Origin of the sequence: Erythrobacter colymbi (assembly GCF_002155685.1) — a bacterium.
GTDB lineage: Bacteria > Pseudomonadota > Alphaproteobacteria > Sphingomonadales > Sphingomonadaceae > Erythrobacter > Erythrobacter colymbi.
Genome location: NZ_MUYK01000001.1, coordinates 122,810 through 140,688, shown reverse-complemented (window position 1 = coordinate 140,688; position 17,879 = coordinate 122,810). Strand labels below are relative to the sequence as shown.

Here is a 17,879-nt window from a genome sequence, read left to right as displayed (position 1 = left end):
GAGGAAAAACTCAAGTTTTTCAGGGATCGGTGGCGGAGCAGGAGGGATTCGAACCCTCGATACGCTTTTGACGTATACACACTTTCCAGGCGTGCGCCTTCGACCACTCGGCCACTGCTCCGTTTGCCGGCTAGGGCAAGGCGCGGCGGATAGCGGGAGATCGGCACTTCCGCAAGGCACTCGGGATTGGGGAGCCTCGGGAATCGTGGTAAAGGAGTCGCGTGGCAGCGCTGCGCGGATCGGCATTCCCTGCGAACGCGGCCGCAAGAGCCCCTTTCCGCGCGACCCTTTGCCGCGGAAAGGGGTTTTTGCTTTTCGGGGCGAGTATGGCACACCGGCAGCCATGAGAACCGCACGCCTCGCCGCCACCGCCGCGCTAGCCCTTGCCTTGCCGCTTTCTGCACAGGACGAGCCCAAGGGGGCGCCTGCCCCGTCCGAGATCGTTGCCGCCGCGCCCAAGAGCGACTGGGTGGCGATTCCGGCGGAAGACCTGCTGGTGATGACCCTCGCGCCCGATGCGGACGGCAAGCCGCGGCAGGTGGTGATCCAGCTCATGCCCTCCCCCTTCTCGCAAGGCTGGGTCCACAACATCCGGCTCTTCGCCCGCGCCAAGTGGTATGACGGCATCTCGGTCAACCGGGTGCAGGACAATTACGTCACCCAGTGGGGCGATCCCAATTACGACAACCCCGAGGCGAAGGGGAAGCCGAAGCCGCTGCCCGAGGGGCTGAAGGTGATGGGGGAGGCGGAGTATGTCGCAAGCACGATCGACGTCACACTGGCATTTAACGGTGAAGCCATTAACGACCAGACCCGAGCCGGCTATGCCGATGTGGACTGGACGCACAACACCGACGTGTCATTTCACAACAGGGCACCGGACGTAAGAGGCACGCAGACCCGCGCCACGTTCGCCGGTTGGCATCAGCGCGATTCTTACGCAGAGTGGGTCGAAGTCCTCATGGGCTGGCCACTTGCGAACGAGGGGCAGAGCGCAGACGCTCCGTGGTGGCCCATCCACTGCTACGGCATGGTCGGCGTCGGGCGGAACTACTCCCCCGACACCGGCTCGGGCGCGGAGCTCTACACCGTCATCGGCCATGCGCCGCGCCATCTCGACCGCAACATCGCGCTGGTGGGCCGGGTGATCGAGGGGATGCAGCACCTCTCCTCGCTGCCGCGCGGGTCGGGGGCGCTGGGGTTCTATACCGCCGAGGAAGCGGGCAAGCGCACCCCGATCCTGACCGTGCGGGTGGCGAGTGACCTTCCAGCAGGCGAGCAACTCAAGTTCGAATACCTCTCCACCGAAAGCGCCACCTTCGCCCGCTACGCCGAAGCCATCGCCAACCGCCGCGATCCGTTCTTCATCGTGCCCGCAGGCGGCGCGGACGTGTGCAACATCAAGGTGCCGGTGCGGCGCGCCTCGTAAGGGTTCGCGCAGAGATCGCAGAGGAACGGAGACCACGGAGGAAGGTTACGCGGCTACGCCGCGGGGTTTCTCGCAGAGGCGCGGAGAAGAAAGGGGGAGGCGCGGAGGGGTCGCCCTGTGCCGAAGGCATCTCTACGAAATGCTACGGTCCGGCTTGTCGCACCCTCCGAGGTGGAATGCGGCTTTGCCGCAGGCGCGACATATCTGCGCCTCTCTTTCCTCTGCGATCTCTGCGAGAAACCCCGCGGCGAAGCCGCGTAGCTTTCTCGGCAGTCGCTGCGCGGTCCAAAGGGCCCACCCCCGGCCCCTCCCGCAGGCGGGAGGGGGGGAACTACTGCCGTTCCGCCTGTGCCACGGCGTCGCTCGCGCGCAGGGCCGAGACGATGCGGTTCAAGTGGCTGACATCCTCGACCTCGACCTCGACGTCATAGGTGACGAAGGGGTGGTCGATATGGGCCTGCATCAGGGTGATGATGTTGGCCTTGTTCTGCGCGAAGATGCCCGCCATTTCGGCAAGCGTGCCGAGCCGGTCGTAGATCGTCACCGAAAGCTGGCCGGTCGCCCCGGATGACTGGTTGCCCCAGGCAAGGTCGATCCAGTCGCTATCGACCCCGCTCGCCAGTTCGAGGCAGTCGATCGCGTGGACCAGCACGGGTTCGCCCTTGCGGCGGATGCCGACGATGCGGTCGCCCGGGACCGGGTGGCAGCAGGGGGCGAGCTCGAAGGCGACGCCCGGCGTAAGGCCGCGGATCGAGATTGCGCGCTCGCGGCGTTCCCAGTGCTCGTCTTCCTCGATGCCCGCCGTGCAGCCGGGGACGAGTGCCTCCATCACCTCGCGGTCGGAAATCTTGGCCGCGCCGATGGCGTACATGAGGTCGTCGGGCTCCTCCATGCCGAGGCGCTCGACCGCGGCGCGGATCGCCTTTTTGCCGATGCGGGCGGGGACGCGGGCGGAGATTTCGTCGAACAGCTTGGAGCCGATGGCGGCGACCTCGGCGCGCTCCTTCATCCGCACCGCACGGCGCACGGCAGCGCGCGCCTTGCCGGTGACGACGAAGGCCAGCCATGACAGCTGCGGGCTGGCGTGGGGGTTCTTGATGATCTCGACCACATCGCCATTCGCCAGCGGGGTGCGCAGCGGCATGTGGCGGCCGTTGATCTTCACGCCGGCGGTCTGGAGGCCGAGATTGGTGTGGACCGCGAAGGCGAAGTCGACTGCGGTCGCGCCCTTGGGCAGCTGGAACAGGGCGCCCTTGGGGGTGAAGGCGAAGATGCGATCCTGATAGATCGCCATGCGCGTGTGCTCGAGCAGTTCCTCGGCATCGTGGCTGGCATCGACGATCTCGATCAGGTCGCGCAGCCAGCCCACCTCGCCATCGGGTTTGTCGCCCTGCTTGTAGGCCCAGTGCGCGGCGAGGCCGAATTCGTTGGTGCGATGCATGTCGCGGGTGCGGATCTGCACCTCCACGCGCATCGAATTCTCGTACATCAGCGAGGTGTGCAGCGAGCGGTAGCCGTTCGACTTGGGCGTCGAGATGTAGTCCTTGAACCGCCCGGGCAGGAACTGCCAGGTGGTGTGGAGCACGCCCAGGGCGCGGTAGCAGTCCTCCTCGGTGTCGGTGAGGACGCGGAAGGCCATGATGTCGGTCACCTGCTCGAAGCTGACATGGCGTTCGGCCATCTTGTGCCAGATCGAATAGGGGTGCTTCTCGCGTCCGTAGACCTCGACCTTGAGACCCGCTTCGGCGAGGCGCTGCTTGATGGTGAGCGCGATCGCATCGACCTGCCCGCCGTCCTGCGAACGCAGCTGTTCGAGCCGGCCGGTGATGGTGGCGTGGGCCTCGGGCTCAAGCTCGCGGAAGGCCAGCGCCTGCATCTCGTGCATGTATTCGTACATCCCCACCCGCTCGGCGAGGGGGGCGTAGATATCCATCGTCTCGCGCGCGATGCGCTGGCGCTTCTCGGGGTTCTTGATGAAGTGCAGCGTGCGCATGTTGTGCAGGCGGTCGGCGAGCTTGACCAGCAGCACGCGGATGTCCTCGGACATGGCGAGCAGGAACTTGCGCAGGTTTTCCGCCGCGCGCTCGTTCTCGGGCATGGCCTCGATCTTGGAGAGCTTGGTCACCCCGTCGACCAGCCGCGCGACCTCGGGACCGAAATGGGCCTCGATGTCGTCGATCGTGGCGAGCGTATCCTCGACCGTGTCGTGGAGCAGCGCGGTGATGATGGTCGCCTGGTCGAGCTTCAGGTCGGTCATCAGCCCCGCGACCTCGACCGGGTGCGAGAAATAGGGATCGCCGCTCGCGCGCTTCTGGCTGCCGTGCTTCTGCACGGTGTAGACATAGGCGCGGTTGAGCATCGCCTCGTCGGCGTCGGGGTCGTAATCGAGGACCTTCTCGACGAGTTCGTACTGGCGCAGCATCACGCTATGATGTGCAGTCGGGCAGGCCCGTCGGCAAGGGGCAATGTGCTGCGCTGCGGAATTTCACGAGGCGGGCAAGGCTCATGTATCGTAGGGCTCGCACACCTTCTGCATGGCCTCGAGCTTCTGGATGAGGAACGTCATCTGCTCCTCCTCGGTGCCCCCGCCCAGCCCGGCCATCACGGCATCGAGGCGCTGGTTGACCTCGCTCATCACCTTGGCCTCGTCGCCCCCGGCATCGACCAGCAGCACCTCGCTCCAGCGCTCGCCGTTTTCCTGCGCGGCCTTGCGGGTGGGATCGTCCTCCCCGTCACCGTCGTAAATGCTGACGAGCAGGGCGTTGTAGATGACGCAGGTGAGCTTGGTTTCGTGCGACGCGCTCTCGCGCGGCTCGGCCGCACGGGCGGGCACGGCGGCGAGCAGCGCAGTGGCGGCGATGGCGGCAATGGCATGTTTCATCGGTTTATTCCCCCTCTCGGCCCTTATGACCATGTCGCGCGTTATGACCATGTGGCTCTGGGCGGCAGGCTCATCAGGATCGCGTCGATATTGCCCCCGGTCTTGAGACCGAAGATCGTGCCGCGGTCGTAGACGAGGTTGAACTCGGCGTAGCGGCCCCGGTATTCGAACATCTGCGCTTCGTCCTCCGGCGTGAAGGCGCTGTGCATCCGCTTCCTCACGATCGCGGGAAACACGCTGAGGAACTGCTTGCCGATGTCCTGGATGAAGGCGAAGTTGCGCTCCCAGGCGGCATCATCGGGGCATTCGAGATGGTCGCAGAACAGCCCGCCGACGCCGCGATGGACCTTGCGGTGGGGGATGTAGAAATACTCCTCCGCCCACTTGGAATAGCGCTCGTAATAGGTTGCGTTGTGCGGCTCGCACGCCGCGCGCATCGCATCGTGGAACTGCGCGGTGTCCTCGTCATAGGGCAGCGGCGGGTTCAAATCCGCGCCCCCGCCGAACCACGCCTTGGTGGTGGTGAGGAAGCGGGTGTTCATGTGCACCGCGGGCACGTGCGGGTTCGCCATATGCGCCACCAGACTGATGCCGGTCGCCACGAAGCCGGGGTTCTCCGCGCTCGCCCCGTTGATCGATCCGGCGAATTCCTTGGCGAAGCTGCCGCGCACGGTCGAAACGTTGACGCCGACCTTCTCGAACACCTTGCCCTTCATCAAGCCCTGCACCCCGCCGCCGGGATCGGGATTGCCCTCTTCCTCGCGGTTCCAGGGGGTGTACTGGAAGGCGGCATCCGAGCCCGCCTCGCGCTCGATGCTCTCGAATTCGGCGCAGATATCGTCGCGCAAGGCTTCGAACCACGTGCGCGCGCGATCCGTGTAAGGTGTCCAGTCCGTCATACATCCCCGTCCGTCAGTCTCGCGCACCATAGGGCAAGGCGCGCGGCGCACAAGTGTGCTTTGGCCCGCCCGCGCGGTTGCCAAGCGCCGGATTTGGCGGCAGAGGAAGGGCATGGTTCGCGCTATGTTCGCCCCCTTCCCCTTCGCCGGACACGAGCTTGCGCTCGGCAGCGGGCGCGCGCTCTACTGGCCGGCGGAACGCGCGCTGCTGGTCGCGGACCTGCACCTCGAGAAAGCCAGCTGGTTTGCCGCCCGCGGGTCAATGCTCCCGCCCTATGACAGCCGCGACACGCTCGAACGGCTGGCCGACGCGGTGAAGGCAACGGGCGCACGGCGGGTCATCACGCTGGGCGACAATTTCCACGATGACGCCGGCGCGCTGCGACTCGATGCGCATTCGACCGGCATGCTCGAAGCCCTGACCCGCGCATTGGACTGGGTGTGGATCACCGGCAACCATGACGAGGCGCTCCCCAAGGGCTTCGGCGGGACGATCGTTCCCGAGCTCGAACTGGGCGGCGTGATCCTGCGCCACGAAGCCCGCGCCGGAGAGACCGCGCCCGAGCTGTCGGGCCACTATCACCCCAAGCTGCGCGTGAACGTGAGGAACCGCCACATCGCCCGGCCCTGCGCGGTTTTGGGCGCGGTTCTGGGCCGCAGCAAGGGCGGGGCCGAGCGGATGATCCTCCCCGCCTTCGGCACCCTCACCGGCGGGCTCGACGCAGGCCACCCCGAAATCCTCGGAGCGCTGCAACCGGCCGCCCGGATCGAGGCGCTCATGCCCGCCGCGGGCCGCATCGCGCGCTTCCCGCTGTGGCAGGCGGCGGCGTGAACCGGTTTGTCCCGCTGCTCTACGTCTGGGACACGCTGACCGTCTGGCACCTGGCGATCTGGATCGCGGTCCCGATCGTCTTCGGGGTCGTGCTCCCGCTGCGCGATGGCCGTCCGGTCGTTCGGGCATGGCTCGCTGCGGGCCTTCCGGTGCTGGCCATTGCCTACGCCGTGCTTGCGATCGCCACCGGGCAGATTTTCGGCGACACCTTCACGCTCGCGGCCCTGTGGCGCAGCACCGCGCTTCTCGGCGGCGTGGCGGTCGGCTTGCTGCTGGCCGGATCCGAACGGCGGCCGCCTTGGCCGATCAGCCTCGCCTTCGTGATCTTCGGCGCCGCGTTCGTCACCTTCGCCCTGTGGCTGCTGCCCCGCGTGGCAGGCCTTGGTCTGGTCGATTTCCCCGAGGCATCATGGGGCGTACACCTTTACCGCGCCCCGTAAGACTCCATCTGGCGCTCCGCCTTGTTTCGCACTACATAGCCGCCAGCACGAAGCTACCACAGGAGAACACCCCATATCTCGTCCACCCCGGCGCTCGTTGGCCCCGCCCGTAAAAAGCGGCCCTCGGTTTGATAACATGATCAACGTCCCCAAGGTCCGCGTCATCGACGATGAAGGCGAGAACCTGGGCGTGATGTACACCCGCGAAGCCATCGAGCAGGCCAACGAGAAGGGCCTGAACCTCGTCGAAGTGTCCCCCAACGCGGACCCGCCGGTGTGCAAGTTCCTCGATGTCGGCAAGTATCGCTACGAGGCGCAGAAAAAGGCGAACCTCGCGCGCAAGACGCAGAAGACGCAGGACATCAAGGAAGTGAAGATGCGTCCGAACATCGACACGCATGATTATGACGTGAAGATGCGCAACGTGCACAAGTTCATCGACAACGGCGACAAGGTGAAGATCACCCTGCGCTTCCGCGGCCGCGAAATGGCGCACCAGCACCTCGGCATGGATCTGCTCAAGCAGGTGCAGGACGATGTCGCCGAATACGCCAAGGTCGAAGCCTTCCCGCGGCTGGAAGGGCGCCAGATGCTGATGGTGCTCGCACCCAAGTGATCGCGCGCGCGGTCCGGCTGCTTTGCCATACCGGGGCGGGGGCGCTTGGCGCTTCCGCCCTTTTGCTATGCGCCGCGATGGCAGCGGCAGAGCCCGCCGCCGCCGGTGATACCGCGCAGGCAAATGGGCTCGATCCCGCAGCCGACCATGCGATCTTCCTCGCCCGGGTTATCGGCATGGAAGACCGCGGCGATGCCGGGGGATGCGAGCCCGGCGATGTCTGTCTCGGATACAGCTTTTTTGACCTGACGCTCGAGCCGGTCGAGATGATCGCCGGCAATCCCGCAATCGGAACGCGCGCCTACCGCGTGATCCAGCACGCGCGCTACCGCGAAGGCATCACGCTGCTGGTCCACGCCAGACGCGGGCCGGATGGCGAATGGGTTCTCGAAGATCGCAGCTCGGTCGAACTCAGGGCCTGCCTCTCAGGCGAAGCCCGCGAGGCGGCCGATGCGCTGGACGCGGCCGACAGCGACTGGTCGGCCGATGTCGAGGGAGACGGGGAGAGCGCAGCGGTGTGCTTCTCGCGGTTGTTGACGGCGAGATAGACGGCGGCAGCCCACGTGATCCCTGTCGGCGAGCGACATGGCGCGTCGACCAAACGCCGATGAAAGCCGATTGCGGACAACACGATGCGCGCTCGCCGTGTTACAAGGGCGGTGCGATCTGGATGGCGGCACGGTCCCCGCCAGGCCCGTCCAGATCGCAGCCAGACCCCGTCTCGACCCCCTCCAGACCCCGCCCAGCCCGCACCAGACCCCTATCAGACCCCCACCAGAACCCCGAAATCGGGATTGTTTCACGGGAAACATCAGCCATGTCGCTTCGCCCCCTTGTCCGCTCCGCATTGCTGGCCTCGGGCCTGCTGCTCGCCGCTACCCCGGTGCTCGCCCAGAGCCAGCCGGGCGAGGCCGACCTTGCGACCTTCGCCCCGGCCGGCAAGCCGAGCAACGACAAGATCGACTATTCGATCTGGGACGAGGCGATGAAAAGCATCGTGATTTCAATGGGTCCCTCGCTGCGGGAAAGCGCGCCCCGCCCCGATCCGAGCTTCGGCACGCGCCGCCAGTACGGCCACGTTTCGCGCTACCGCCTCGAAGGCACGCGGGTGATGTTCAGCTTCCTCGATTCCGATGTGATCGCGAGCTTCACCGAGTATCGCAAGGACCTCGAGAACACGGCGAATATCGTCGATATCCAGTCACTTAGCCGCAATGAGCAGCTCGCTTACTGGATCAACCTCCACAACGTCGCGATGGTCGAACAGATCGCCAACGCCTGGCCGATCCGCCAGCCTCGCGAGATCCTGGTCGACGGCGTCCCCCTCGACGAGGCGCGCTTCATCACGGTCGAGGGCATCAGGCTCTCCCCCCGCGATATCCGCGAGAAGATCGTCTACCGCTACTGGAAGGATCCGGTGGTGATGTACGGCTTCTGGCGCGGCGAGATCGGCGGCCCCTCGCTCCAGAAGGAGGCCTTCAACGCCGACAATGTCGCGCGCCTGCTGGTGCGCGGCGCGGCCGATTTCGTGAACTCGCTGCGCGGCTCGCAGGAGCTGGGCGGGAAGCTGCAAGTGGCTGAGCTCTATAAGGAAAACGCCGCGTTCTTCTTCCCCGATTTCGAGAAGGACCTGCGCGCCCACCTCGCCAAATTCGCCGACGAGAAGACCACCTCCCTGCTCGCATCGACCAGCGGCGCCGAGCCGGTGATCGCCGAACACGACATTGCCGACATCGAAGGCGGCGTGCGCGAGCCGACCTACCAGAACATCACCTCGAACGGCGTTGCGACCAGCTTCCGCATCCCGCAGAGCGTCGCCGCCCTGCTGCGCGAGCGCGAGACCAAGTTCCAGGAGATCATCCGCCAGGGCCGCACCGGCACAGTGACCTTCAGCAACATCACCCTCCCGGGCGAAGCGGGCGAAACCTCCGAAGTGAAGTAAGCCCGGCTCACCTGAACGGCTGTTCATCGGCGGTTTATCTTGCTGAGATAACATCTCTTTCCGACGGGAATCAATCATCCGGGTCGGAGAGAGACGATGAAGCGGAAGGTGGTGTTCATAGCGCTGGCTGGTTCGGCGCTGTCGGTTTCGGCGGTTGCCTCGGCGGAGGCAACCGTCACAGCGGGAGAGCCGCATTACGCGGCGGCAGCGACGCAGTGGCAGGGTGCGGCCTCGTCGGCCGACCAGCGGCTCGCGATCTTCACCCCCACCGCCGATCCGGTGCGCACCACCATCGATTACGAGATCTGGGACTATGCGCTCAAGCGCATCCTCCTCAACATGGGCCCCTCGAGCGGCAAGGGCGCACCCCGCACCGATGCGCAGCTGGGAACCCGCATCAAGTACGGACCCCAGTCGCGCTATCGCCTCGAAGGTTCGATGGCGCTGTTCCGGTTCTTCGACGACGATGTGAAGGCGAGCTTCACCGAGTACCGGCAGGATCTCGAACGGGTCGCTGCCGAGGTCGACATCGCCAGCCTGCCGCGCAATGAGCAGCTCGCCTTCTGGCTCAACCTCCACAATGTCGCGCTGATGGAGCAGATCGCGCTGGAGTGGCCGGTCCGCGAGCCGCGCGAGATCCGGATCGGCGGCGTCCCGCTCGACGAGGCGCGCTTCATCAATCTGCGCGGTATTCCCGTGTCGCTGCGCGATATCCGCGAGCAGATCGTCTACCGCCACTGGCGCGATCCCAAGGTGATCTACGGCTTCTGGCGCGGCGAGATCGGCGGGCCGCAGCTGCAGAGCTACGCCTTCACCGGCGACAATGTCGGCTCGCTGCTCGATGTCGCCGCGACCGATTTCATCAACTCGCTGCGGGGCACGCAGAAGGCAGGCGATACGCTGGCGGTCTCGACCCTCTATGCCGAGGCGGCGCCGTTCTATTTCCCCGCCTTCGAGACCGATCTGCGCGCGCATCTGGGCAAGTATGCCGAGCCGCGGGTGGCCGAATTGCTGGCCGATACCAGCGGCGCCAAGCCGTCGATCTACGAGCATGAGATCGCCGATCTGCACGGCGGCGCCCGCCCGCCGAACTCGCTGTTCGTCTCGTCGGAGCCCGGTGCAGCGGAAGGCCCGCTGGCTGTCGTCGGCTGTTCGGATCAGCTCGGGCAGGCCGCCTGCGATCTGGTCAAGCAGCGCAAGCAGAAGCTCCAGACGATGCAGCGGCGCGGCGAGCTCAATCCGCGGGTGTTCTTCTCCAACATCAGCCTACCGGGCGACCCGCCGAACAAGAACGCGGTCGAATAGCGGCGCTGCGGCGCCCAAAGCGGCCCGAGGCTTGCAGGTGCAGGCCTCGGGCTGATAGTCCCCCGGGCAGAGAGAACACCCCGGGGGAGCACCGCCTGACATGACCGCGCGCCGGATCGGCCTTTTCCTCGGCCCGCTGGCCTTTGCCCTCACCGCGCTCACCGTCCCGCCCGGCGGCATGGGCGAGGGCGCATGGCTGGTGGCGGGGCTGACGCTGTGGATGGCGGCGTGGTGGATGACCGAGGCGGTGCCGCTCGCGGTGACCGCAGTGCTGCCCTTCGTGATCCTGCCGCTCGCCGGGGTTTCCAATGCCGAAGTGACCGCGGCGACCTATTACTCGCCGATCCTGTTCCTGCTGCTGGGCGGTGCCTTCATCGCCCTCGCGATCGAGCGCACCGGCCTGCACCGCCGCCTCAGCCTCGCGATCCTGCGCGCGGTGGGGACGGGTGGCGGCCCGGTGCGGCTGCTGGTCGCCTTCATGCTGGCGACCGCGTTGCTCTCGATGTTCATCTCGAACACCTCGACCGCGCTGATCATGATGCCGATGGCGCTGGCGGTGCTTGAGGGAGGCTCGGCTGAGCCCGAGGGCGATGCGCCCCGGCAGGAGGGCATCTGGGGCGCGCTGCCGATGGGCATCGCCTTTGCCGCCAGTATCGGCGGGCTCGGCACCATCGTCGGCTCGCCCACCAATGCGATTGCCGTCGGGCTGCTCGACAAGATCGCGGGCGTGCGGATCACCTTTGCCGAGTGGTCGCTCTACGGCATCCCGCTGGTGCTGCTGAGCGTGCCGCTCGCCGCGTGGATCGTGGCGCGGGTGCAGCGCGTGGCCGCGCATCCCTTCGACCTTGCCGCCGCGCGCGCCGCGATCGCAACCCATGCGAACTGGAGCACACCGGAGAAGCGGTTGGTGCCGCTGTTCCTCCTCACCTTCATCGCCTGGGTCAGCCAGCCGCTGGTCGCGCCGCTGCTGCCGCCCGGATCGTGGACCGACGGCACCATCGCGGTGATCGCGGCGCTCGCGCTGTTTCTCCTCCCCGACGGCACCGGCCGCCCGCTGCTGGTGTGGCACGAGGCCGAGCGCGCGCCGTGGAGCGTGATCTTCATGTTCGGCGGCGGGCTGGCGCTGGCGGCGGGGATGCAGGCCTCGGGGCTCGCGGGCTGGATCGGCAAGGCGCTGCTGCCGCTCGAGGCATGGCCGCTGATGCTGGTCGCGCTCGCGGTGGTCGCGCTGGTGGTGGTGGTCACCGAGTTCGCGAGCAATGTCGCAACCGCGACGGGGATCGTGCCGGTGGTCGCATCTCTGGTGGTGGCACTCGGCGCGGACCCGGTGCTGCTGGCGCTCCCCGCGGCGCTGGCGGCAAGCTGGGGCTTCATGCTCCCCGCCGGCACCGGCCCCAACGCCATCGCCTGGGCGACGGGGCGCATCCGGATCGAGCGAATGGTCACTGCAGGCGCCTTGCTTGACCTTGCGGGGGTGCCGCTCATCGTTGGCGTGGTGTGGTTGATCGCAACTCTCGTGTGAAATCTTGCGAGCCCCGCTTGAAAGGATCGTGCGCGCGCGATACCTCTTCATCCAGCACAGCGGTGGCAGCGGAGAGGCGTTCCTGCGGAGGTTAGGAACGGGCGCCCTGCCCTTCGCCGAGAGGCTCCCGCCTTCCTGGGAGCGTGAGCAAATAGGAAGGAGCGTCCCATGCCCGACGCCGTCGATGCCGTTGAAACACCCACCCCGCGCCGCAAGCCCAAACCCGCCAAGCGCGAGATCAATGGCCGCCCGTTGAGCCCCGCCACCCTGATGATGGGCCACGGGTTCGACCCGGTGCTCTCGGAAGGCTCGCTCAAGCCGCCGATCTTCCTCACCAGCACCTTCGCCTTCGAGAGCGCGGCCGCAGGCAAGCGCCACTTCGAAGGCATCACGGGCCTGCGCGAAGGCGGGGCGGAGGGCCTCGTCTATTCGCGCTTCAACGGCCCCAATCAGGAGATCCTCGAAGACCGTCTGGCGGTGTGGGACGGGGCCGAGGACGCGCTGACCTTCTCCTCCGGCATGACCGCGATCTGCATCCTGATGATGGCCTATGCCAGCCAGAACGACGTGATCGTCCATTCCGGCCCGCTCTATGCCGCATCGGAGGGCTTCGTCGCCAAGGTGCTGAACCGCTTCGGCGTCAGCTATGTCGACTTCCCCGCCGGCGCGACCCGCGAGGAACTGGACGCGGTGCTCGCCAAGGCCAAGGCGCAGGCGGCGGAGCGCGGCGGCAAGGTCGCGATGATCTACCTCGAGAGCCCCGCCAACCCCACCAACGCGCTGGTCGATGTCGAGGCGGTGCAGGCGGCCCGCGATGCGGCGCTGCCGGAATGCCCGATTGCGATCGACAACACCTTCCTCGGCCCGCTGTGGTCGCGGCCCCTCGATCACGGGGCGGACATCGTCGCCTACTCGCTGACCAAATATGTCGGCGGCCATTCCGACCTCGTCGCGGGCTCCATCGCCGGGGCGAAGAAGTGGATCGCGCCGGTGCGCGCGCTGCGCAACACGATGGGCGGGATCGTCGACCCCAACACCGCGTGGATGCTCCTGCGCAGTCTCGAGACGGTCGAACTGCGCATGCAGCGCGCGGGCGAGAACGCGGCGAAGGTCTGCGCCTTCCTCCGCGATCACCCGAAGGTCGAAGGCCTCGGCTACCTCGGCTTCATCAGCGACGCCCGCCAGCAGGACATCTACGACCGCCACTGCCTCGGCGCCGGATCGACCTTCTCGGTCTTCATCAAGGGCGGCGAGGCGGAGTGCTTCCGCTTTCTCGACAACCTCACCATCGCCAAGCTCGCCGTCAGCCTCGGCGGGACGGAGACGCTGGCGAGCCACCCCGCCTCGATGACCCACCTCTCGGTGCCGCAGGCGCGCAAGGACCTGCTCGGCATCACCGACAACCTCGTGCGCATCAGCGTCGGGATCGAGGACGCGGGCGACCTGATCGCCGACTTCGCGCAGGCGCTCGACGCGGTGTAGCCGCGCTTTCCCTCCGCCATCCTGAACTTGTTTGACCGGCGGTCGGCGAGGTTTCAGGGTGGCGGGAGGGAGAAAGCACCATGACCGACAGCCGCAAACCCGTGTTCCTTGTCATCGGCGCGGGCGCCGGGATCGGGGGCAACGCCGCCCTGCGCTTTGCCGCCGGAGGCTACCACGCCGTCCTCGCCCGACGCAGCGACGAGGAAGGCCTTGCCCGCATGGTGGGCGAGATCGAGGCGGCCGGCGGCTCGGCCTCCGGCACCCTGCTCAACGCCGCCGAGGATGGCAGCATCGAGGAGCTGGTCGCGCGCACCGAGCGCGACATCAGCCCGATCCGCGCCGCGCTCTACAACCTCGGCGCGCAGATCGGGAACCGCGCGCTCGACCAGACCCCGCACCGCATCTTCGAGCTCGGCTGGCGGCTCGGCACCTACGGCGTCTTCCGCCTCGCCCATGCGCTGTTCCCGGCAATGGTCGAGCGCGCTACGAACGGCGGCCCGCACGGCACGCTGCTCGTCACCTCGGCGACGGCGGCGGTGCGCGGCAATGCCGGCCAGCACAGCCACGCCGCGGCGATGGGCGGGCGGCGGATGCTGTGCCAGACCCTCAATGCTGAGTTCGCGCCCAAGGGCATCCACGTCGCCCACGTGATCGTCGACGGCCCGGTCGACGCCCCCGACACGCTCGGCAAGCTGCTCGGCGACAAGTTCGAGGCGTTCAAGGCGAACAAGGGCAGCGACGGCGTGATCGACCCTGCCGCGCTGGCCGAGACCTACTGGCACCTCGCCCATCAGCCTAGGAACTGCTGGAGCCACGAGGTCGACGTGCGCCCCTGGACCGACGTGCCGTGGTGGAACGACAACCCCGATCCGCAGATCAATGCCTCGGGCAAGGGGTTCGCGGGGCCTTCGGCCTAGGATCAGGGCCGAGTGACTATCCCCGCCACTCGCGCCGTTCTTCCGCCGCGCGCAGGACTTCATAGGCCGTCTGGATCAGCTGGAACTGCTTCGCCGCCTCGGCATCGCCCGGCTTCACGTCGGGGTGCACTTCCTTGGCGCGCGCGCGGTAGGCCTTCTTCACCGCGTTGAAATCGGCATCCGCCTCGAGCCCCAGCACCTCGAGCGCGCGCATCTCGTCGGCGCTGCGTGATCCGTCACCCGATCCGGCCCAGCCGTAATGCGCGCTTTCGGCATAGCCTGCGCTTTCGGCCCGCTCGGCCCGGGCGCGCTCTTCCTTCTCGGCCTGCTCCAGACCTTCGAAGTAGTCCCACTTGGAATTGTATTCCGCCGCGTGCTTCTGGCAGAAATACCACCGGTCGCGGCTGTTGGGGGCCTTGGGCGCGGGGCAATCGCCCGGCTCGTCGCAGCCGTGGCGGTCGCAGATGCGCACATTGGCCGCCTCCTGCGAGGAGCCATAGGGCCGCCAGCGCGGGAAACCCCAGTCCATCGACCGGCGCGCGCGGCTCACCGGGATGCTCCCGGAGTCATGTCGTTGGTCGATTGGGTCACGTCACCCATCTAGGCGCAGTGGCCGGGAATGGGAAGGCGTGAGAATACGGGAACCGGTTGCAATGTGAAATGTTGCATTGCAAAAGGACGACACGCCATGAGCCAGCAACTGACCCTCTCCAGCCTGTTCTGCGTGCTTGCGCTCGCGGGGCTGTGCGTGGTCACCGGCGCGCGCGAACTGGCGGGGATCGAAGCCCCGGTCGCGGCCGAGCAGGTCGCCCTTTCGAGCGACCTGCTGCAGGGCTGATCAGTTGATGATCACGCTCGCGGCGCGGCGGTTCTGCGCCCAGGCCGCTTCGTTCGAGGCGAGAGCGACCGGGCGCTCCTTGCCGTAGCTCAGCACCGAAATGCGGTTCGGATCGACGCCGAGGCTGACGAGGTAGGCCTTGGCCGCATTGGCACGGCGCTCGCCCAGCGCGAGGTTGTATTCGCGCGTGCCGCGCTCGTCGGCGTGGCCTTCGATGGTGAATGTGATCTGCGGATAGCGCGCGAAATACTGTGCCTGCGCCTGAAGCGCGGCGGCATCCTGCGTATCCACATTGTAGCGATCGGTGTCGAAGTAGATCGTGGTCGAGGAACCCACGGCCTGCGCGAAATGCGCCTGCGTGCCGATAGCGGGGCCGTTCGGGGTCGAGGTCGGCGTTGCGGTGGGCGCGGTGGTCGGCGTGGTCAGCGGCGGGGGCGGGGTGGTCTCGGGCGCCTTCTTCGAACAGGCGGCAAGGCCGGTGGCCGAGGCCAGCAGCAGGATAGTCGCAAGCTTGGTGTTCATCGCTTGTGTTCCTTTCTCGTCGTGAAAATCAGGGGCGGATCGGGCCCCAGGCGGGGTCGGAGGCGTCAACCGGGGTGGGCAGGCGGCGTTCGTTCTGGCCGGTCAGATCGACCTGCCAGATGCCCGAACGCCCGGTGTTCTTTTCGGTGCGGAAGAACTGGATGATGCGGCCGTTGGGCGCCCATGTGGGGGCCTCGTCCTGCCAGCCCTTGGTCAGCACGCGCACCCCGCCGCCGCCGGTGTTCATCACCGCGACGTTGAAGTCGCCCGCGATCCGCGTGAAGGCGATCTGGTCGCCGCGCGGGCTCCATTCGGGCGTGGCGCAGCGCCCGCCGAAGAAGCTGATGCGCTTCTGGTTCTTCCCGTCGGCGTCCATGACGTAGCATTGCTGGCTGCCCGAACGGTCGCTTTCGAACACGATCTTGGTGCCATCGGGCGAGTAGGAGCCGCCGACGTCGATCCCGGGGCTGTCGGTCAGCTTGATCGCCGTGCCGCCAGTTGCGGGGATGCGGTAGATGTCGGTGTTGCCCGCGACCGCCATCGAGAACAGGATCGACTTGCCATCGGGCGACCAGCGCGGGGCGATGGTGGGGTTCTTGTTCTCGGTCACCAGCGTCTGCTTGCCGCTGCCGATGTCGTAGACATAGATGCGCGGATTGCCGTCGACATAGGAGAGGTAGAGGATCTTCGAATAGTCGGGCGAATAGCGCGGGGTGAGCGCGGTGGCGCTCCCCAGTGTAAGGAAGCGGTGGTTCGCGCCGTCCGAGTCCATCACCGCAAGGCGCTTGACCCGGCGGTCCTTCGGCCCGGTCTCGGCAATATAGGCGATGCGGCTGTCGAAGAACGGGCTCTCGCCGGTGAGGCGCGAGAAGATGAGGTCAGAGCACTTGTGCGCCGCGCGACGCCAGTCGCCGGGCGCGACCACCCAGCCCTCGCGCACCAGTTGCTGCTGGAGCTGCACGTCGTAGAGATAGCAGCCGACCACCAGCCGGCCATCGTCACGCGCGGTGACATAGCCCTGCACGAGCATCTCGGCGCCCTGCCCGCTCCAGGTGGCATAGGTCGGCGCGCGCACGGCGGCGAAGGCAGGCTGCGGCAGGCTGTCGGGGCCGACGGGCTTGAACAGGCCGTTGTTGCGCAGGTTCGCCGTGATCACCCGCGCAATCTCGCGCCCGAGCGCCCCGGTGCCGGCCTCGTTGGCGGGCGTCGCGCGCTCGCGGTCGGTGGCGAAGGCGGGGATGGCGATGCCGATGTCGGACCAGGCAGCTTCGTCGGTGATGACGATATCGCGTTCGCCTGCGGCACTATCGACCGTTTCAACCGGGCTGTCCTCGGGCAGAGGCGCAGACAAGTCCTGCGCAAAAGCGGGATAGGATGCTGTCGCAAGCAGAAGCGCGCCGATCGCCTTCATTGCTGCCGCTTTCATTACCGGTTCCTCTCGAATTTCAGAGTAAATGTGTTGTGATCCCCCGGGACAGGGAAGGGCACGTTGAATTTCCCGACGAGCTTGACGGCGCGCACCGCCTCTTCGCGATGGCGCGCCACCTGATTGCGATTGAGATCGGTCACTCCGACAGTATCCACGACCTGAGGCTCTCCGGCCAGTGTCCCGTCCGCATTGAGCTTGAAGCGAACACGGGTTACCAGCTTTTCAGCATCCGGCCCTTGCGGCACGCGGCCCTGCCATTTGACCTTCACCTGCCGCCCGATGGCGCTGTCGAGAGACGCAAGCTCGCTCGGCCCATACTTCGGAGCGGGCGCACGGGCTTCATCGGTGTTGCGGGAAGTCCCGGCCCCATCGCGAAAGGCTTCATCGAACGAGGGTCCGCCGCCGGTTTTGGGCGCGGTCTGGCGAGGGGGTGTGGTAGCCTGCTTCGGCGGCGTCCTGTCGGGACGCGAGCGGTCGCGCGAGGGGGCGGGCTGCTGTGCTGCGGTTTTTGTGGTCGGTTTGGGCGGGGTCTGCGCCGTCCGTGTCGCAGGTTCGGGCTTGGCCGGCTCGGGAGCGGGCGCCGGATTGATGTCGAGCGTCGGCGCTGATGCCATGCGGCTCTCGCTCACCGGATCGGGCGCTGCGGCCTCGAGGCCCACATCGGTCGCAAGGCTCACGTTGATCCGCTCGGGGAAGACCGAGACCTCGCTCCGCATCGTCTGCAAGGCGAGCACGCCCACCAGCGCGCCATGCAGCAGCACGGCGGCGCCGAGGCCGATCTTCTCGTCATTGCGGAGCGTCATCTCACCCATCACCTTGCCCGGG

18 protein-coding genes and 1 tRNA gene are annotated in these 17,879 nt (G+C 67.0%); 11 read left to right on the top strand and 8 right to left on the bottom strand.

Annotated elements, in window-relative coordinates:
* Positions 1-30: 30 nt before the first annotated feature.
* Positions 31-121, bottom strand: a tRNA-Ser gene (locus tag BZF57_RS00695).
* A gap of 222 nt (positions 122-343) precedes the next feature.
* Here BZF57_RS00695 and BZF57_RS00690 point away from each other — a divergent pair.
* Positions 344-1,429 carry a peptidylprolyl isomerase gene (locus BZF57_RS00690; RefSeq protein ID WP_086733575.1) on the top strand — a complete coding sequence of 362 codons (1,086 nt, stop codon included), beginning with the start codon at positions 344-346 and terminating at the stop codon, positions 1,427-1,429.
* Positions 1,430-1,760: 331 nt separating this feature from the next.
* Here the strand turns inward: BZF57_RS00690 and BZF57_RS00685 are convergent, their stop codons facing one another.
* The 3 genes from BZF57_RS00685 to hemF all read right to left on the bottom strand — a co-directional run bounded on the left by BZF57_RS00685 (position 1,761) and on the right by hemF (position 5,209).
* Positions 1,761-3,851: a RelA/SpoT family protein gene (locus tag BZF57_RS00685; protein ID WP_086733573.1), complete on the bottom strand. Its 2,091-nt coding sequence runs from the start codon at positions 3,849-3,851 to the stop codon at positions 1,761-1,763.
* A gap of 81 nt (positions 3,852-3,932) precedes the next feature.
* Positions 3,933-4,310, bottom strand: coding sequence for a hypothetical protein (locus tag BZF57_RS00680; RefSeq protein ID WP_086733571.1), 378 nt, complete (start codon positions 4,308-4,310; stop codon positions 3,933-3,935).
* A 41-nt stretch (positions 4,311-4,351) separates the two neighbouring features.
* Positions 4,352-5,209 carry an oxygen-dependent coproporphyrinogen oxidase gene (gene hemF / locus BZF57_RS00675; protein WP_086733569.1) on the bottom strand — a complete coding sequence of 286 codons (858 nt, stop codon included), beginning with the start codon at positions 5,207-5,209 and terminating at the stop codon, positions 4,352-4,354.
* A gap of 112 nt (positions 5,210-5,321) precedes the next feature.
* On the opposite strand from hemF, the gene pdeM reads away from it, so the two are divergent.
* From pdeM to BZF57_RS00630, 9 genes are all read left to right on the top strand, one after another.
* Positions 5,322-6,041 (top strand): ligase-associated DNA damage response endonuclease PdeM, encoded by a 720-nt coding sequence (gene pdeM / locus BZF57_RS00670; protein ID WP_086733567.1) that lies wholly within the window; start codon positions 5,322-5,324, stop codon positions 6,039-6,041.
* A complete protein-coding gene (locus BZF57_RS00665; RefSeq protein WP_143738278.1) occupies positions 6,038-6,481 on the top strand; it encodes a hypothetical protein in 444 nt (147 codons plus the stop codon). The genes pdeM and BZF57_RS00665 overlap by 4 nt, the downstream gene beginning before the upstream one ends.
* Positions 6,482-6,617: 136 nt before the next feature.
* The gene (gene infC, locus BZF57_RS00660; RefSeq protein ID WP_240505802.1) at positions 6,618-7,097 is read left to right on the top strand and encodes a translation initiation factor IF-3; all 480 of its coding nucleotides are present in this window, start codon (positions 6,618-6,620) and stop codon (positions 7,095-7,097) included.
* A gap of 77 nt (positions 7,098-7,174) precedes the next feature.
* Positions 7,175-7,645, top strand: coding sequence for a hypothetical protein (locus BZF57_RS00655; RefSeq protein ID WP_143738277.1), 471 nt, complete (start codon positions 7,175-7,177; stop codon positions 7,643-7,645).
* A 269-nt stretch (positions 7,646-7,914) separates the two neighbouring features.
* On the top strand, positions 7,915-9,039 hold the full coding sequence (locus BZF57_RS00650) for a DUF547 domain-containing protein (RefSeq protein WP_086733560.1): 1,125 nt from the start codon (positions 7,915-7,917) through the stop codon (positions 9,037-9,039).
* Between the two features lie 96 nt (positions 9,040-9,135).
* Complete coding sequence (locus tag BZF57_RS00645; protein WP_086733558.1) at positions 9,136-10,344, top strand: DUF547 domain-containing protein; 1,209 nt, start codon at positions 9,136-9,138, stop codon at positions 10,342-10,344.
* 100 nt (positions 10,345-10,444) lie between these two features.
* The gene (locus BZF57_RS00640; RefSeq protein WP_086733556.1) at positions 10,445-11,866 is read left to right on the top strand and encodes an SLC13 family permease; all 1,422 of its coding nucleotides are present in this window, start codon (positions 10,445-10,447) and stop codon (positions 11,864-11,866) included.
* A gap of 168 nt (positions 11,867-12,034) precedes the next feature.
* Positions 12,035-13,348 (top strand): cystathionine gamma-synthase family protein, encoded by a 1,314-nt coding sequence (locus BZF57_RS00635; protein WP_086733554.1) that lies wholly within the window; start codon positions 12,035-12,037, stop codon positions 13,346-13,348.
* An 80-nt stretch (positions 13,349-13,428) separates the two neighbouring features.
* A complete protein-coding gene (locus BZF57_RS00630) occupies positions 13,429-14,265 on the top strand; it encodes an SDR family NAD(P)-dependent oxidoreductase (RefSeq protein WP_086733552.1) in 837 nt (278 codons plus the stop codon).
* Between the two features lie 16 nt (positions 14,266-14,281).
* Here BZF57_RS00630 and BZF57_RS00625 read toward each other — a convergent pair whose 3' ends face one another.
* On the bottom strand, positions 14,282-14,815 hold the full coding sequence (locus tag BZF57_RS00625) for a J domain-containing protein (RefSeq protein WP_086733550.1): 534 nt from the start codon (positions 14,813-14,815) through the stop codon (positions 14,282-14,284).
* A 138-nt stretch (positions 14,816-14,953) separates the two neighbouring features.
* On the opposite strand from BZF57_RS00625, the gene BZF57_RS21045 reads away from it, so the two are divergent.
* Positions 14,954-15,103: a hypothetical protein gene (locus tag BZF57_RS21045; protein ID WP_156076220.1), complete on the top strand. Its 150-nt coding sequence runs from the start codon at positions 14,954-14,956 to the stop codon at positions 15,101-15,103.
* Here BZF57_RS21045 and pal read toward each other — a convergent pair whose 3' ends face one another.
* Genes pal through BZF57_RS00610 form a run of 3 tightly spaced genes read right to left on the bottom strand, consistent with a single transcriptional unit; the run spans position 15,104 to position 17,857 of the window.
* Positions 15,104-15,625 carry a peptidoglycan-associated lipoprotein Pal gene (pal, locus tag BZF57_RS00620; protein WP_086733548.1) on the bottom strand — a complete coding sequence of 174 codons (522 nt, stop codon included), beginning with the start codon at positions 15,623-15,625 and terminating at the stop codon, positions 15,104-15,106.
* 28 nt (positions 15,626-15,653) lie between these two features.
* On the bottom strand, positions 15,654-17,051 hold the full coding sequence (gene tolB / locus BZF57_RS00615; protein ID WP_240505801.1) for a Tol-Pal system beta propeller repeat protein TolB: 1,398 nt from the start codon (positions 17,049-17,051) through the stop codon (positions 15,654-15,656).
* Positions 17,051-17,857: an energy transducer TonB gene (locus tag BZF57_RS00610; protein ID WP_143738275.1), complete on the bottom strand. Its 807-nt coding sequence runs from the start codon at positions 17,855-17,857 to the stop codon at positions 17,051-17,053. The genes tolB and BZF57_RS00610 overlap by 1 nt, the downstream gene beginning before the upstream one ends.
* Positions 17,858-17,879: the final 22 nt, after the last annotated feature.